General features: G+C 45.8%; 13 protein-coding genes and 1 pseudogene. 5 read left to right on the top strand and 9 right to left on the bottom strand.

What is annotated here, in order from left to right:
• Positions 1 to 43: 43 nt before the first annotated feature.
• The 4 genes from ftsR (at position 44) to gcvP (ending at position 4,782) form a co-directional block, all read left to right on the top strand.
• A complete protein-coding gene (gene ftsR, locus AC9UGD_RS01520; RefSeq protein ID WP_509568510.1) occupies positions 44 to 760 on the top strand; it encodes a transcriptional regulator FtsR in 717 nt (238 codons plus the stop codon).
• 18 nt (positions 761 to 778) lie between these two features.
• The gene (locus tag AC9UGD_RS01515; RefSeq protein WP_509568601.1) at positions 779 to 1,261 is read left to right on the top strand and encodes a bifunctional nuclease family protein; all 483 of its coding nucleotides are present in this window, start codon (positions 779 to 781) and stop codon (positions 1,259 to 1,261) included.
• 107 nt (positions 1,262 to 1,368) lie between these two features.
• Positions 1,369 to 1,869 carry a MerR family transcriptional regulator gene (locus AC9UGD_RS01510; RefSeq protein WP_509568507.1) on the top strand — a complete coding sequence of 167 codons (501 nt, stop codon included), beginning with the start codon at positions 1,369 to 1,371 and terminating at the stop codon, positions 1,867 to 1,869.
• 69 nt (positions 1,870 to 1,938) lie between these two features.
• The gene (gene gcvP, locus AC9UGD_RS01505; RefSeq protein ID WP_509568504.1) at positions 1,939 to 4,782 is read left to right on the top strand and encodes an aminomethyl-transferring glycine dehydrogenase; all 2,844 of its coding nucleotides are present in this window, start codon (positions 1,939 to 1,941) and stop codon (positions 4,780 to 4,782) included.
• Between the two features lie 62 nt (positions 4,783 to 4,844).
• On the opposite strand, the gene lnt is transcribed toward gcvP, so the two are convergent.
• From lnt to AC9UGD_RS01460, 9 genes and pseudogenes are all read right to left on the bottom strand, one after another.
• Complete coding sequence (lnt, locus tag AC9UGD_RS01500; protein ID WP_509568502.1) at positions 4,845 to 6,221, bottom strand: apolipoprotein N-acyltransferase; 1,377 nt, start codon at positions 6,219 to 6,221, stop codon at positions 4,845 to 4,847.
• Between the two features lie 18 nt (positions 6,222 to 6,239).
• Entirely contained in the window at positions 6,240 to 7,142 is a 903-nt protein-coding gene (locus tag AC9UGD_RS01495) for a 5'-3' exonuclease (protein WP_509568499.1), read from the bottom strand.
• The gene (locus AC9UGD_RS01490; protein WP_509568496.1) at positions 7,139 to 9,514 is read right to left on the bottom strand and encodes a DEAD/DEAH box helicase; all 2,376 of its coding nucleotides are present in this window, start codon (positions 9,512 to 9,514) and stop codon (positions 7,139 to 7,141) included. The genes AC9UGD_RS01495 and AC9UGD_RS01490 overlap by 4 nt, the downstream gene beginning before the upstream one ends.
• On the bottom strand, positions 9,511 to 10,380 hold the full coding sequence (locus AC9UGD_RS01485; protein WP_509568493.1) for a diacylglycerol/lipid kinase family protein: 870 nt from the start codon (positions 10,378 to 10,380) through the stop codon (positions 9,511 to 9,513). The genes AC9UGD_RS01490 and AC9UGD_RS01485 overlap by 4 nt, the downstream gene beginning before the upstream one ends.
• A 16-nt stretch (positions 10,381 to 10,396) precedes the next feature.
• Positions 10,397 to 11,212 carry a twin-arginine translocase subunit TatC gene (gene tatC / locus AC9UGD_RS01480; protein ID WP_509568490.1) on the bottom strand — a complete coding sequence of 272 codons (816 nt, stop codon included), beginning with the start codon at positions 11,210 to 11,212 and terminating at the stop codon, positions 10,397 to 10,399.
• 24 nt (positions 11,213 to 11,236) lie between these two features.
• Positions 11,237 to 11,398, bottom strand: a pseudogene (tatA, locus tag AC9UGD_RS01475) (Sec-independent protein translocase subunit TatA); the annotation flags it as partial.
• Between the two features lie 67 nt (positions 11,399 to 11,465).
• The gene (locus AC9UGD_RS01470; RefSeq protein ID WP_509568487.1) at positions 11,466 to 12,383 is read right to left on the bottom strand and encodes a WYL domain-containing transcriptional regulator; all 918 of its coding nucleotides are present in this window, start codon (positions 12,381 to 12,383) and stop codon (positions 11,466 to 11,468) included.
• Positions 12,376 to 13,314 carry a helix-turn-helix transcriptional regulator gene (locus AC9UGD_RS01465; protein WP_509568484.1) on the bottom strand — a complete coding sequence of 313 codons (939 nt, stop codon included), beginning with the start codon at positions 13,312 to 13,314 and terminating at the stop codon, positions 12,376 to 12,378. The genes AC9UGD_RS01470 and AC9UGD_RS01465 overlap by 8 nt, the downstream gene beginning before the upstream one ends.
• The gene (locus AC9UGD_RS01460) at positions 13,298 to 14,149 is read right to left on the bottom strand and encodes a tRNA (adenine-N1)-methyltransferase (protein WP_509568481.1); all 852 of its coding nucleotides are present in this window, start codon (positions 14,147 to 14,149) and stop codon (positions 13,298 to 13,300) included. Before AC9UGD_RS01460 ends, AC9UGD_RS01465 begins: the two co-directional genes overlap by 17 nt.
• Before the next feature lie 51 nt (positions 14,150 to 14,200).
• Here AC9UGD_RS01460 and AC9UGD_RS01455 point away from each other — a divergent pair, with 51 nt between their 5' ends.
• On the top strand, positions 14,201 to 14,965 hold the full coding sequence (locus tag AC9UGD_RS01455; protein ID WP_509568478.1) for a RecB family exonuclease: 765 nt from the start codon (positions 14,201 to 14,203) through the stop codon (positions 14,963 to 14,965).
• The last annotated feature ends 3 nt before the right edge of the window (positions 14,966 to 14,968 follow it).

The raw sequence follows: 14,968 nt of genomic DNA, 5'->3' as shown, positions 1-14,968 counted from the left end.
AAATAAGTAGTTATCTAGACACGAAGAAACTAGGGGAGTAGTCATGGCAGTTCCAGCACGCGCGTACTTAAGCATTGGTGAGGTTCTCAACCGTTTACGTGGAGATTTCGCAGACATCACAATCTCGAAGATTCGTTTTCTAGAATCTGAAGGCTTGATCGAACCGCAACGTACGCCCTCTGGTTACCGTAAGTTCACGAGCTCTGACCTAGAACGTTTGCGTTATGTACTGCTGGCACAACGCGATCAGTACCTTCCGCTGAAGGTAATCAAGGACAACCTTGACGCGATTGATCGTGGATTGCAGCCAGCAGCCGTTGGTGGAGTAGCTCGCCCAAACATTGGATTAGCAACAATCGATGGCGAAATGGCTCCAAGTGCATTTGGTGAAGTCAGCGAAATGCGACTATCTCGTGAAGAATTGTTGAAAAATAGTGGTCTCGCAGAAGAGCACTTAGTCGAACTAGAAGGCTATGGATTGATTGCGCCTCGCGGACGTCATTACGATGGAGATGCTCTTGCAATCGCCAAGGCGGTTACCGAGATGGGTGGCTTTGGAATCGAAGCTCGCCATCTGCGTTCATTCAAATCCGCTGCTGATCGCGAGATAGGTTTGATTGAACAGGTCATCACTCCATTGACTCGACAGAAGAGTGCCGAATCAAAAGCGCGGGCAGAGGAAGTTCAGAAAGAGATTGCATCTTTGTCTATCCGTTTACATGCAGCACTTGTGCGCGGCGGACTCAATCGTCTTCGCTAAGAATCAGGGTATTTCATGTTGATCCCTATGGAGGTAATTGGCGTTCGCGTCGAGATGCCATCTAACCAACCGATTGTTTTGCTCAAGGAAATTGATGGCTCTAGGTTTTTGCCCATCTGGGTTGGGGCTGTGGAAGCAACAGCGATCGCATTTGCTCAGCAAGGCGTTGAACCACCCCGCCCATTGACCCACGATCTAATGAACAATCTTCTTGAGCTTTTGGATGCGACCTTAACGGCCGTCCATCTGACAGAAATCAAGGAGGGCATTTTCTATGCCACCATGCTGCTGCGTGATTCCAATTCAGGGCAATTAACGATTTCGGCCAGACCGTCTGACGCCATAGCTCTGGCGGTCCGAAGCCACAGCAATATCTTGGCCACACAAGAGCTCTTAGACGAGATTGGAATCGAGATTCCACAGGGAGATGGAGAGAACCAAGAGGTTGAAAAGTTCCGGGAGTTCCTTGACCAAATCAACCCGGAAGACTTCGTAGGCTAGGCACAACTCTCAACCTAAAGTAGAGGTTTGGATCGTGTCGTTCCTAGGCATCTGACTGCGTCGGGTCTACATTTATCTCATTCCCCATAAGAAATGAGCCATTCCCCATGAGCCCAGAAGAGTTAGAGATCGGCTACAGAGGCGCTACTGCATGCTCTGCTGCTGGAATTACTTATCGCCAATTAGATTATTGGGCACGCACAGGTTTAGTAGAGCCAGGAATTAGAACTGCAAGTGGTTCAGGAACTCAACGTCTGTATGGCTTTCGTGACATTTTGGTTTTAAAGATCGTAAAGCGATTGCTAGATGCTGGCGTTTCCCTTCAAAATATTCGCACAGCTGTTGATCATTTACGCAGCAGGGGAGTGACGGATTTAGAAAGAATCACATTGATGAGTGATGGCGCTTCTATTTATGAATGTTCAAGTCCTGATGAAATCATCGATCTTTTGCAAGGTGGCCAGGGCGTTTTTGGAATTGCCGTCGGCAAGGTCTGGCACGAGGTAGAGGGCTCTCTATCTGTACTTCAGGGTGAAATCAATGGCCAGGTAATAGGTGGCGAAAATAACGATGAACTTTCGCTGCGTAGAAAGAGCAAAGGCGCGTAATCCACCTTATTCTTCATCCCTGCCCTTGCACTTTTAGGCGAGAGGCTTTGAACAGGATGAGGAATTGCCATGAGTCGTTCATTTGAGGATCGTCATATAGGACCAACCTCAGTTGATGAGATGACGATGTTGAAAGCTTTGGGTTATTCCGATCTACAGTCGTTTATTGCTGATGTGGTTCCGGCAAACATCGCAATTAAAGGTGTTATCGAAAGTGCGTTGGATACCGGCAAAAGCGAAGTAGAAGTAATTAAAGAGTTACGAGCGATAGCTTCAGAAAATAGAATCTTCTCATCGTTAATTGGTACTGGATACTACGGAACAATTGTGCCGCCAGTTATTAAGCGAAATGTTTTAGAAAATCCTTCTTGGTACACCGCGTACACCCCATATCAACCTGAGATTTCGCAAGGTCGCCTCGAAGCTTTATTTGCATTTCAAACGATGGTGTGTGAATTAACTGCACTAAATATTTCGAATGCTTCGATGCTAGATGAAAGTACTGCAGCCGCCGAAGCAATGACACTTGCACGGCGTGCTTCCAAGCTAAGCGATGACGCTGTGTTTTTGATCGAAGAACATGTGCACCCACAGACAAAAGCAGTTGTCATCACACGTGCTAAGCCGTTAGGTATCAAAGTTGTTGAAATAGATTCAGGTCACGTTGCACGTGACGGTTATGAAGGCGAGTTTTTTGGTGCCTTGTTGCAGTATCCAGATACGACAGGAACAATTATCGATTATTCAGCTTTCGCTGAATACGCTCACTCACGTGACGCGTTAGTTATTGCGGCAACAGATCTGTTGGCGTTAACGCTTTTGAAGGCACCAGGGGAGTGGGGCGCAGATATTGCAGTTGGAACTGCGCAGCGTTTTGGAGTACCAATGGGATTTGGTGGACCTCACGCCGGATTCTTAGCGGTTCGCACCGGACTAGAACGATCTATGCCGGGTCGACTTGTTGGACAGAGCATTGACGCAACCGGCAAGCCCGCATTTCGTTTAGCGCTACAAACACGCGAGCAACATATTCGTCGTGACAAGGCAACATCAAATATTTGCACAGCTCAGGTTTTGTTGGCGAACATGAGTGCTTTCTATGCCATGTGGCACGGGCCCATTGGTCTTCAACAAATAGCACAACGAGTCCATGGATTTGCAGCGCGATTACATGCAGCAACGAACAATCGAGAAGATGTTGTCTTTGATACCGTTCATATAGTTGTCGATAACGCACAAGCTATCCATGAAAAGGCAGCTGCAAGAGGTATTAACTTCGCACAGGTCAGTGCCACGGAAATTCGCGTTTCTTTCGATGAAGAAACCACTGAAGAACTTTTCCAAAATGTTTTAGGAATCTTAGGATTAAAGGATTCCGTAGGGGAGAAGATTCCTGCAAAGTTCCTTCGTACGAGTAAGTATTTAACACATCCTGTTTTTAATACAAACCATAGTGAAACTGCGATGATGCGTTACCTTCGTAATTTGGCAGATAAGGATCTAGCGTTAGATCGCACAATGATTCCACTTGGGTCTTGCACAATGAAATTAAACTCTGTAACAGAAATGGAGGCGGTTACGTGGCCAGAGTTCTCATCACTGCATCCATTTGCACCAGCAGAGCAAAACATTGGCACACGTAAGTTAATAAAGCAGCTATCTGATTGGTTGGTTGCGATCACTGGTTACGACGCAGTTTCGCTACAGCCAAATGCAGGTAGCCAAGGGGAGTTTGCTGGACTGCTTGCAATTCGTAATTACCATGATTCACGCGGGGATCAGCATCGTAATATTTGCTTGATTCCATCGAGTGCTCATGGCACTAATGCTGCATCAGCTGTCATGGCGGGCATGAAGGTCGTTGTTATTGATTGCGACGATAATGGAAATGTTTCCATTGAAGACATCAAAGCAAAAATTTCAGAGCATGGATCCGCACTTGCCGCCCTGATGATTACTTATCCGTCAACTCATGGAGTTTTCGAAACAGCTGTTTCTGAAATTTGCGAATTGATTCATGATGCAGGTGGCCAGGTATATGTCGATGGCGCAAACTTGAATGCTTTGGTTGGCGTTGCTCAACCTGGAAAATTTGGTGCTGATGTTTCTCACCTCAACCTGCACAAAACCTTTGCGATACCTCACGGTGGAGGAGGACCTGGAGTAGGTCCTGTAATTGCCCGCGCTCACCTGGCACCATTTTTGCCTAACCATCCAATGGATTCAGAGGCTGGACCAGTTACTGGTCCTGGGCCAATTTCTGGAGCACCCTTTGGATCTGCGAGCATCTTGCCAATCTCGTGGGCTTACATTCGATTACTTGGGGGACACGGGTTAACTCATTCAACACAGGTAGCGATTCTGTCTGCCAATTACATGGCCGCCCGACTTCACAGTTCATATCCAGTTCTGTACACCGGAGCTAATGGTCGCGTTGCACATGAGTGCATCCTTGATATTCGTGGACTGACCAAAGATTCAGGTGTCTCTGTTGATGACATTGCAAAGCGATTAATGGATTTCGGGTTCCATGCCCCAACAATGTCATTTCCGGTAGCTGGTACCTTGATGATTGAGCCAACGGAATCAGAGGACATTCGCGAGATTCATCGTTTTATTGATGCCATGATTTCGATCAGAGCCGAGATTCAAGAGGTCATCGACGGGAAAGTCACAATAGAGGGCTCTGCCTTACGCCACGCGCCTCATACAGCCCTTTCTGTGGTTTCGACCCAATGGGAGCGGGAATACACCCGTGAAAAGGGCGGATACCCAGTTGTGGCTGAGGGATTTGTCGCGGGTGAATCAATCGGTTCACGGATGAAGTATTGGCCGCCGGTTGGACGCATTGACGGCGCGCATGGAGATCGAAATCTTGTCTGTGCCTGCACACCGCTAGATGATTATCGTTAGAAGTAGGGCGGAGGCGCTAAATTCACGCTTATCTGGATGTGCTTTACTTTACATAATGTAACTTATCGGCGTAATGAATACGCTCGTCGGGCTACCACGAGCAGCCAAATAAGCATGAAAACGCCCGCCCAATCCCCATACCGATCTCGCGGTGAACTCTGTTCTATGAGTCCAACATCTGCGAATACATGCTCAGCTGTTCCCATTGCCGTTTGATTCAATACTTTTCCATTGAAATCGATGACCGCAGATATTCCAGTTGTCGACACTGAAACGACATTTCTAGAATGTTCAATTGCTCGAATTCTAGATATCGACAATTGTTGCGCGCTTTCTGCTGATGTTCCAAAAGTTGCACTGTTGGTTTGGACGACCAAGATGTTGGAAGTTTTTGCGGCCTCAGCAAGGATTTGATCATCAATTAGCTCAAAACAGATTACTGGAGCAACTCTTGCTTGACCAATGGTGAAGATTTTCTGCCCGTTACCAGGTGAAAAATCATTGACTTGATTGACCAAAGGTGAGATTTTTTTGGCTAAGGAACGCAATGGGATGTATTCACCAAAAGGAGTTAGATGTTGCTTAAAATAGATATCTTGCGTTTTGTCGCCCCACAATATTGAAGCATTAAAGAGTTTTTCGCCTTTTCCCATGATTGCACCAATGATCAATGGTTTATCAAATGACTCTAATTCCCTGTATACATCCTTGTTTGTATAAGGATCTACGTCCACCGCATTTTCCGGCCAAACGATAAAGTCGACTTCCCTATTTTCGGCTAATGCAACTTTCGTCTGCTTCAGATGATTATTGAATACTTGCTTAGCTCTTGCGTTGAAATCCAAACCTAGCTCTGGAACATTTCCTTGAATCATTAGAACAGATGTTTGATTGACGGCTGCGATATTGTTTGGAATTAAAAGAGCAAATAAGGGAACAAGTAAGAGTAATTTGATCTTTTTGTTAAGGGCAAAGTAACCAAAGACAGCAATTAGAACTGTGATCGCCGAAAGCGATATGGCTCCCCCGCGAGATGCTAATGCGGCATACGGTGCATCGGCTTGAGAGTATGCAACTCTTGCCCAACCAAATCCCCCGAATGGGAATCTGTTTCTAACTTCTTCAAGCACAACAAAAATCAAAGGATAAGCAGCTATTCCCCATCGTCCGACGAGTGCTAACGGCACATACAACAGGGATAGACCAAAGGACAAGATGATCCATGGAGTTGAACCAACATAGGTACTTGTCCAGTGGAGCAAGACAGCATTGAAAGTAAAAGCAAAGAGGAATGCCGACAACGCTTTGCGATCAGTTCTCTCTATTACATACATGTGTACGAGCAGGGCAATCGGTGCGAGCCACCACTTCCCCACCGGTTCAAAGGCTCCGCTTAATACGACTCCGGCAAGACAGGAAAGCACAATATTTATCAACACGGATTTACCAACACGGATTCACCAGCCTAGTGCACTGATCAAACGATCAACGCTTGCACCTAATGCGTAACGCTCTTTGAATTGATAAATGTCTGAAAGATCTTTTGGAGCTTTAGGAATTGAGAGATCAACCTTGGGCAGAGGTGCATCACGAGCCACGCGAACTAACTTCGGTGCGATCTTCAAATAATCAGCGCCGGCAGTGATCTTCTTGGCAAGAGCTGGTGGCAAAGAATCATGTGCAGCATGTGCTGCTGCCAATGCCTCTTCGACCGTGGCGAATTGGTTAGCAATAACTGCAGCGCCTTTTTCACCTATTCCCTTTACTCCCGGCAAGCCATCAGATGGATCTCCTCTAAACATGGCAAATAAGTCATAGCGATCACCTGGTATTAAATATTTGTCTGAAACGTATTTGATGTCTACCAGGTCGTGTTGTGAAATTCCCTTTGCCAAGTAAACAACTTTTATATCGCGTTTATCATCGACCATTTGAAACAAATCACGATCCCCAGTAACGATACGTATTGGACCTTTTTCGATTTCAGCATAAGTGGCCATGACATCATCAGCTTCGTAATCATCGACACCGACTACGGGTATCCCAAATAAATCCAGCAAATCCAAAAGTATTGGAATTTGTGGAGTTAGCGTCTCTGGTTCTTCTTCCTCTTCGCCTTCTTCCTCAAGACGATTTGCTTTGTAAGCAGGGAAAATATCTACCCGCCAACTTGGTCGCCAATCGCCATCAAGGCAAGCTACTAAACGATTTGGTTTATAGACATTCATTAATCGTGCGGTCATATCTAAATAACCACGGATCGCATTTACAGAAGTTCCATCGGGTGCCAACAGAGTGTCGGGCATTCCGTAGTAGGCCCGATACCAAAGGGATGCGCTGTCTAAAAGCATTAAGGTCATATTTCCCCCATAAGGTACGCGACTACACCTCGGTCTATTCGTCGAACGGCGTCCTTGCAAACCGGTCGCAATCTATCGCTTGCGCCAGCAATTTGATTGAGTAGATCTATCAATTGCTTCGTTGAACGCACGAAGTCACCGACCGACATGTCTGTTCCTTTTAGAACAGAATTAAGTGAATTACCACTGGCCCATTTGTAGGAAATAAAACAGAAGCCCGCATCCGGTTCGCGCTGAGTTTTAACACCAAAATTACTTTCTATCTCTTCTAGAGCAGCCCACAACGAAATGATTTCGGTGATTGTTGATTGGACTTTTTGACTAGGCATCTTTGGTGCCAGATTTTCAGCCGATCGTGACTCAAATATCATGCAAGAGACCACAGATAGTAATTCCGTAGCGTTTAAATCATCGAGCAATCCCCTGCGGATAGATTCGGTCAGCAAGAGATCTGATTCTGCATAGATCTTGGTAAGTATTTTGCCTTGCGCGGTTGGCTTCTCACCTTCGATGTATTGCAAATGGTCTAACACGCGACAAATTTGATCAAATGTTTTTGCAATTACATGTGTGCGACTTTCAACTCGGATAGTCAGACCATCATTTTCACGAGTAAGACGTCCAGCGCGTTCTGCCAATCGGGCGTGATCTTCACGTTCGGCGCATCCATGCGAAGGATGATTCTTCATAGCTTTGCGCAAATCCGCTAACTCGCCTTCCATGTGTCCGCGTTGCCTGTTGTCGAAGGTCTTGCGTTGATCGCGACGACTTAACAAAACTTCTACCTCTTTAATCGAACGACGAAGTCGAGCATATTCAGCAAAATCACCAAGGTGACAGGCTGAATCACGGACCAACTCTTCTATTGCGCTCTCATTTTTTCGAATCTGTCGTGCTAATCCAACAACAGCGCGGTCAGCTTGAAATTGTGCAAATGATGATTCCAGCGATCGACGTGCGCGTTCGCGACCAAACTGTGCAATCAAATTGATTGACATATTGTATGAAGGTGAAAAAGAGGAACGCAACGGATATGTTCGTGTTGATGCTAAGCCTGCCGCCGATGCTGAATCCACAGTTGGTGACCATTGAATAACAGCATTGCCTTCTATGTCGATGCCACGTCGACCTGCTCGTCCAGTTAACTGCGTGTACTCTCCCGGAGTGATTGGAACATGCGCTTCACCATTGAACTTAACAAGCTTTTCTAAAACAACGGTGCGGGCTGGCATGTTGATACCTAAAGCTAGAGTTTCAGTCGCGAAAACAGCCTTTACGAGCCCTCTTTGAAAGAGATCTTCCACTGCTCCTTTAAAACTAGGTAATAAACCCGCGTGATGCGCCGCGATACCGCGCTCTAATGCGGTGAGCCACTCTTTGAAATTTAAGACCTCTAAATCCTCTTCTGCAATATTTTGGGTATATCTCAGTGCAGTGCGCTTAATTTCCTCGCGCTCTTCAGGAGATGTCAGACGCAGTCCTGCATGCAGACATTGCTTCACCGCCGCATCGCAACCAATGCGAGAAAAAATGAAAGTGATTGCAGGTAACAAACTTTCACCCTGCAACTTCTCAATGATGTCAGCACGAGACATTCGGTCACTTGGCTCAGCAAAGCGACCTCTGCGATTTCTCCCTAAAGCTGCACGTCTAGTCATTTCGCGTTCACGATTTAGCACTTCGGGATTGACACGGCCTGGTGCATCGAAGAGATCTAATAAGCGATTTCCAATTAATACATGCTGGAACAAAGGAATAGGCCGAATTTCGCTAACAATTACTTCAGTTTCACCACGAACCTCTCCCAACCATTCACCAAACTCTTCGGCGTTAGAGACAGTTGCAGAAAGCGAAATAACTTGAACGCTCTCCATTAAGTGGATGAGAACTTCCTCCCAGACCGCACCTCTGAATTTGTCAGCTAAGTAATGGACCTCATCCATCACAACACACCCCAAATTAGTGAGCGTGTTTGAACCTGCGTACAACATGTTGCGCAGCACCTCTGTGGTCATGACAAGGATTTCTGCTTCACCGTTAATGCTGGTATCACCAGTAAGTAAACCAACTCTGTCCTCGCCAAATTTAGCTACAAATTCGGAGTACTTTTGATTAGATAAAGCTTTTATTGGCGTTGTATAGAAGCATTTCTTGCCAGCTTGTAATGCGTAATAGGCTGCAAATTCTCCAACAACCGTCTTGCCTGCACCTGTTGGTGCTGCAACGAGAACGCCTTTACCCTCTTCGACAGCGTGGCACGCCGCGATCTGAAATGGATCAAATTCAAATTCGAAGGTAAGCAAAAAATCTGTCGTTATCGGATGTTTACCCCGCAACTTAGCGGCCGCATAACGCTCGGCAGGTGTACTCATGCGACCCACGTTTGTAATGCATTATGAATGCATTCTGCAGCAACCGGTAATTGCCCAATGCGTTCTCCATCGGCATATGCCACAGCCTCTGACTCGATACCTACATATTTACTACGAACGATCTCGACCGCGGGATGTGAAATATGCGTACCTGCGAAAACTTGAGGGAAAACCTTCATGAACTCCAATGTGGAAATGGGATGCAGGACCATAACATCGAAAACTCCGTCATTAATCTTTGCATTTGGACAGACAAGCATTCCCCCACCGTACGATCTACCATTTGATACTGCAATCAACATGGCTTCGGTGGAAATCGTGCGGTCGTCGAGAGTGATTTCATAATGACGTGGCTTAAAGCGCGGCAGTTCCAGCGCTATTGCGGCGTTATATTTCATCGGTCCTTTAGGCCAGTTCATCGTATTGGCTCTTTCATTAACAATTGAATCAAAACCAGTGGACAGAATTGCCCCAAACCATTCTCCATCGACAAGACCTAAATCGACAGGTGAAGGCTTACTAGAAATAACTGCCGACAACTGAGCGTCAAAAGAATCTAAACTCCATCCCAAAGTACGAACAAAATCATTACCGGTGCCGGCAGGAATGATTGTGAATGGTATTTGCGCTGGAACCACAAGCTGGATAATTATGTGCATCAATCCATCTCCGCCCACTGCGATAACACCTTCGCATTGTGGGTTTTTATCGATAAAAACCCGAAGATGATCGCTCAGCGAAGTTGTAGAGTTACCGGTGATAATCGTGAAAGGTGTTTTTTTCTGATTCAAATACCCTGCAACATAAGTTCCGACCGTGGCGCCCATACCCTGACCAGATACAGGATTGATCACTAGCGCCCACATACGCTGACCTTATCGGCTATTCCTTGATAGGTGTTGGTGCCTCAATCGCCATCGAGCCAGTTTCGACCAAGAGCTGTTTCTTGTCTCGTCTTTTGTCGACTAGAACAGCGATACCGCCGGCCATGAAGTAGAGAACAATTAAAGGAGCCGACAACAAAATCATGCTGAGTGGATCTGCTGTTGGGGAAAAAGCAGCGACCACGAGAAAAATTCCAAAAACCCAAGCACGCCACGGTTTAAGAATAGTTTTGCCACGCATGAAACCGATCAGATTAAAAGTTAATAGGAAGATTGGTAATTCAAAAGCCAATCCCACCAGCAGAATCAATCTGAGAACAAAATCCAGATAATCATCAAATCTTACTAAGTTACTAATTGAGTTCGGAGTGAAACCAAAGAGCGCTTTGATAGCAACAGGGAGAATTAAATAACCAAGTGTCGCGCCCATAGCAAAAAATGGAGTAGCAGCAGCGACAAAAAGTACGCTAGTTCTTTTTTCTTTTCTATGAAGGGCTGGAGCGATAAAAGCCCATAATTGATATAACCAAAATGGAGCAGAAACAATTACACCGGTTAGCAAAGCAACCTTTATCTGTAAATCTAATGGTCCTAAAACACCGCTGATATACAAAGCACCACAACTTGCTGACCCTGCTTGTTGCGCGGCTTTTAGATCACATACCGGTTTAGCCAGGGTGGTGATAATCGAATTGTAGAAATACCACCCGCCACCAAAAGCAACCAAAACCGCAATTGCAGAACGAAGAACTCTCTTTCGTAATTCGCGTAAGTGGTCTAGCAGTGGCATCCGTGCTTCATTTGCCGGGGCCATCAATTACTTCTCTGTTTTGTCGTTTTCTTCTATCGCGCCGTCATCAGCTTTCATTTCCTTCATTTCGCTTTTGAAGATACGCATTGAACGACCAAGTGATCGTGCTGAATCAGGTAAGCGCTTCGCGCCAAACAGAACGAGGACAACAATTAAAAGAATAACAATCTCTCTTGGACCTAAATTCATAGTACCTACTCCTTGGCTGATGATTAATCCAAGGCTACACCAGAGGCCTGGTGGTGAAAAGCGGAAATTATGCTTCTTTGTAACGATTCAGCATCAGTCGGGCCTTCTTCGCCACTTCGGCACGAATATCTAAAGGCGTTTCTAGGATTGCCGCCCCACCTGAGGCCATCACCGATCTTTCGATCCACTGTTTCGAATATGAGGAGAGAGCTACGGATGTTCCCATTTGCATGTTAGTGATTGCAAAACGTTCAGCCACATCTCTGGCTGTCTTAAAGATTGTCAAAGAAAAATTGATTTTCTCGGAATCTCGATCTTTGCGTTCAAAGGCACGAGCAACTACCACTGGCGTTGCCTGCACTATTCGATCGATACGAAAATCTCGGTAGTCCAGCGCGGTAAGACAGTATGCCCGCAGGTAATGATTGTTGCCAGATTCATATACATCAACTGGGATGACGGTACGTTCTGTAATCAGATCCTTATACATCGAGTGATAACGGATATCTAATCCTTTATTACTTTGAACCGTTTGTGCGATAACTGCCGATACTGTGCCAGAGGTATTACTCGCAGCCAACAACTTAATGGGTACGTCAACTATTTTTGATAAGCGTTCTCTTAAAGATTTGATTGCGGACAACAAGTCTGTGCGTTCATCCGGTAAAGAGGAAGCAATTAAATCGAGTCCTAACAACAATGCAACACCCTCTTGGAAAGTGATTGTTCGAGGTTTTGACAAAGTTTCGGCGTTCCTAATGCTCACAAATCCAGACTCGAATTCGAGATCCATCAACTCAAGTGGCGTGTAACCCGGTAACCCACACATCCACAAAGTTGTCAGATCGGCGCTCATTTGTGCCGGTGATACATCAAAATGCTTAGCTAATTCCTTAAGAGCTATCCCTTGATGTGTATTTAGAAATGGAACCAAGTCCAATAATCTTGCCGTTCTTTGAAGAGGCGCAGAAACATTTTTACTCATGATTGGCAACCAAAGCTTGCAGCTGTTCCACTATGTACTCGCGCAGATCAGTAGGTTGGTGAACAAATACATCTTCCCCATGCCACAGAATTTCGGCCGCAAGTGTTTGGATCGAATGAATAGGAACTTTGATTTGATCCCACTCCCCCAAATCCTTTGTAGATTCAGAGAGAGTTCTTAGCGCATGACCCTTACCTTTTCGAACATCTATTACAGCTAATCGATTAGGCGCGGTCACATTAACTAGATCAAAGTCAAAGTCAGCTGGAAATTCAAAAGCGCTTTTGTTTTTAAGAACTTCGATAGCACCGATAATTCGATCTAATCTAAATGTACGTACTTCCTGAATCTCTTGATCGACCCCTGATACATACCAGAATCCTGATCTATTTGATAAGGCAATAGGAACTATCGTGCGCTCTTGTGCTTCCAAATTTGGTGATAGGTAATCAAAGTGTAAGAAATTAGAGTGTGCGATCGCATCTGTTACAGCCACTAAATCTGTAGAACTGTTTGAAAGCTTGGGTGATAATCCTGGAATATCTATTGGATCAGCAGGAACACCGGTTGAACTTAATTTGAGAATTGCACTCTGCGCCGCATCTTCAAGTGCTGCACCCTGCCAGGCTTCCGCGGCTAAAGATAAAAGCGAGATCTCTGTTGAGGTGATTTCACCAAGATCAAGTTGATAGTTTTCAGACTTAATTCGGTAGCCAGCTTCATCGCTAAAGAGTGGATCGAAACTGCCTACATCAATTGTTATGCCTAAATTGCGTAAATCATCCTTATCACGTTCAAACATTCTCTCTTTAGTTTCAGCACTACCTTCGTAGCCTTCCACGGTTCTAAAAATTTCAGATTTTGTGAGGTACCTCTTTGTGGCAAGTAGAGCGATTGTTAGGTTGATTAACCGTTCAATCTTCCGAGACACCGTACGCACCTTTCGCTGGACGACGTCGACGTGCAAGCACTTCGACTCCGGGTGCCATGCGTCTGCTTTGAATCAAAAATCCAGTGTGTCCAATCATTCGCTGTTGTGGGCGGACAGCTAAACCTTCGTGGTGCCACCCACGGACCAAGGTTTCAGAACTTTCAGGTTCAGTAAATCGACCATCTTCCTTTAGCGCTTCGGCGGTGGCTGACAATTGTGTAGTCGTTGCCACATACGCTAAGAAAACCCCACCTGGGCGCAGAGCTCTTGCGGCTATATCTACGCATTCCCAAGGTGCCAACATATCTAGAATCACTCGGTCATATTCGGAATCAAAGTCTTGATCTTGCAAATCACCTACGACCAAACTCCAGTTGTCAGGAGCGCTCTCAAAATAAGCGTCAACATTTGAACGAGCGTTGTCTGCAAAGTCTGTACGTCGCTCGACTGAATGAACTTTTCCGGTAGGTCCCGAGGCTCGCAGTAGTGAAATCGTTAATGCTCCGCTACCTACTCCGGCCTCTAGAACTCGAGAACCCGGATAAATATCTGCAACTCCGATGATCATTGCGGCATCTTTTGGATAAACAATTGTTGCTCCGCGTGGCATGGTTAAGACGTAATCAGCTAACAATGGTTTGAAGGCGGTGAACTTTAATCCGGCCGTGGTGCTAACTACTGAACCTTCTGGCATACCAATGAGTTCATCGTGAGTAATCCAACCCTTGTGGGTATGCCACTCTTTGCCTGGCGTAATAGTAAAGCTGTACAACTTTCCCTTTGGATCGGTCAATTGAATGCGATCACCGGCTCCGAAATACCCAAGATTAGACACGGGAGCATCTTAGGCGAAATTAATGTAGCAAGTACGAGTATCTTCAGCCAGGTGAGTAACGAACAGTCTTTGCGGCTATCGCCTAGCGCGGTCAGCGAGTACGAGAACTGTCCCCAGCAATATAAGTACCGCAAGATCGATAAGTTGCCCGAGCCACCTTCTTTAGATGCCGAACGCGGAACATTAGTTCACACAGTTCTGCAAGATCTTTTCGAAATTCCCGCAGCTGGCCGAACTATTGAGTCTGCCGTTGAGCTTTTGCCATCACGATGGGCCGCACAATTGGCGGACAAGCCTGCTCTGCTGGAAATGGTTACTAATGAAAAGGAGTGGTTGGATCGTGCCTCTGCTTTGGTGACCACCTATTTCTCGCTGGAAAATCCGACTTCTTTTGAAGCGACGCATCGAGAGATGCACCTGGAAAATGACTTTGACACAAACATATATTTGCACGGGTACGTAGATCGGTTGGACGTTGCTGCTACCGGTGAAGTGCGCATAGTTGATTACAAGACAGGTAAAGCTCCGAAACCCGGTTGGGAAGAAAAAGCACTCTTCCAATTAAGGGTTTACGCGCTCTTGTACTGGAAAAATAATGGAGTACTCCCCCGTCTGTTGCAGTTAATCTATTTAGGTGATGGCAAAGTTGTTAAGAGCAATCCAACTTTGTCTGAACTAGAAGCTACTGAGAAGGTTTTGCGGCGCGTTGCTAAGGACATTTTTATATCTATCGACAAGGAATACTGGCCACCTAAACCTTCACGTTTGTGTGATTGGTGCTATTTCAAAAGCATCTGTCCTGCGCATAACGACTAAGCT

Source organism: Candidatus Planktophila sp., assembly GCF_044232745.1.
Lineage (GTDB): Bacteria > Actinomycetota > Actinomycetes > Nanopelagicales > Nanopelagicaceae > Planktophila.
Note: the sequence above shows the minus strand (reverse complement) of the source record. Positions and strands in the feature narration are given on the sequence as shown.

Bases quoted from the DNA above. Each gene is read 5' to 3' on its own strand.
- ftsR (WP_509568510.1), top strand. From the start codon at position 44: ATGGCAGTTCCAGCACGCGCGTACTTAAGCATTGGTGAGGTTCTCAAC.
- AC9UGD_RS01510 (WP_509568507.1), top strand. From the start codon at position 1,369: ATGAGCCCAGAAGAGTTAGAGATCGGCTACAGAGGCGCTACTGCATGC.
- gcvP (WP_509568504.1), top strand. From the start codon at position 1,939: ATGAGTCGTTCATTTGAGGATCGTCATATAGGACCAACCTCAGTTGAT.
- AC9UGD_RS01495 (WP_509568499.1), bottom strand. From the start codon at position 7,142: ATGACCTTAATGCTTTTAGACAGCGCATCCCTTTGGTATCGGGCCTAC.
- AC9UGD_RS01490 (WP_509568496.1), bottom strand. From the start codon at position 9,514: ATGAGTACACCTGCCGAGCGTTATGCGGCCGCTAAGTTGCGGGGTAAA.
- AC9UGD_RS01485 (WP_509568493.1), bottom strand. From the start codon at position 10,380: ATGTGGGCGCTAGTGATCAATCCTGTATCTGGTCAGGGTATGGGCGCC.
- tatC (WP_509568490.1), bottom strand. From the start codon at position 11,212: ATGGCCCCGGCAAATGAAGCACGGATGCCACTGCTAGACCACTTACGC.
- AC9UGD_RS01470 (WP_509568487.1), bottom strand. From the start codon at position 12,383: ATGAGTAAAAATGTTTCTGCGCCTCTTCAAAGAACGGCAAGATTATTG.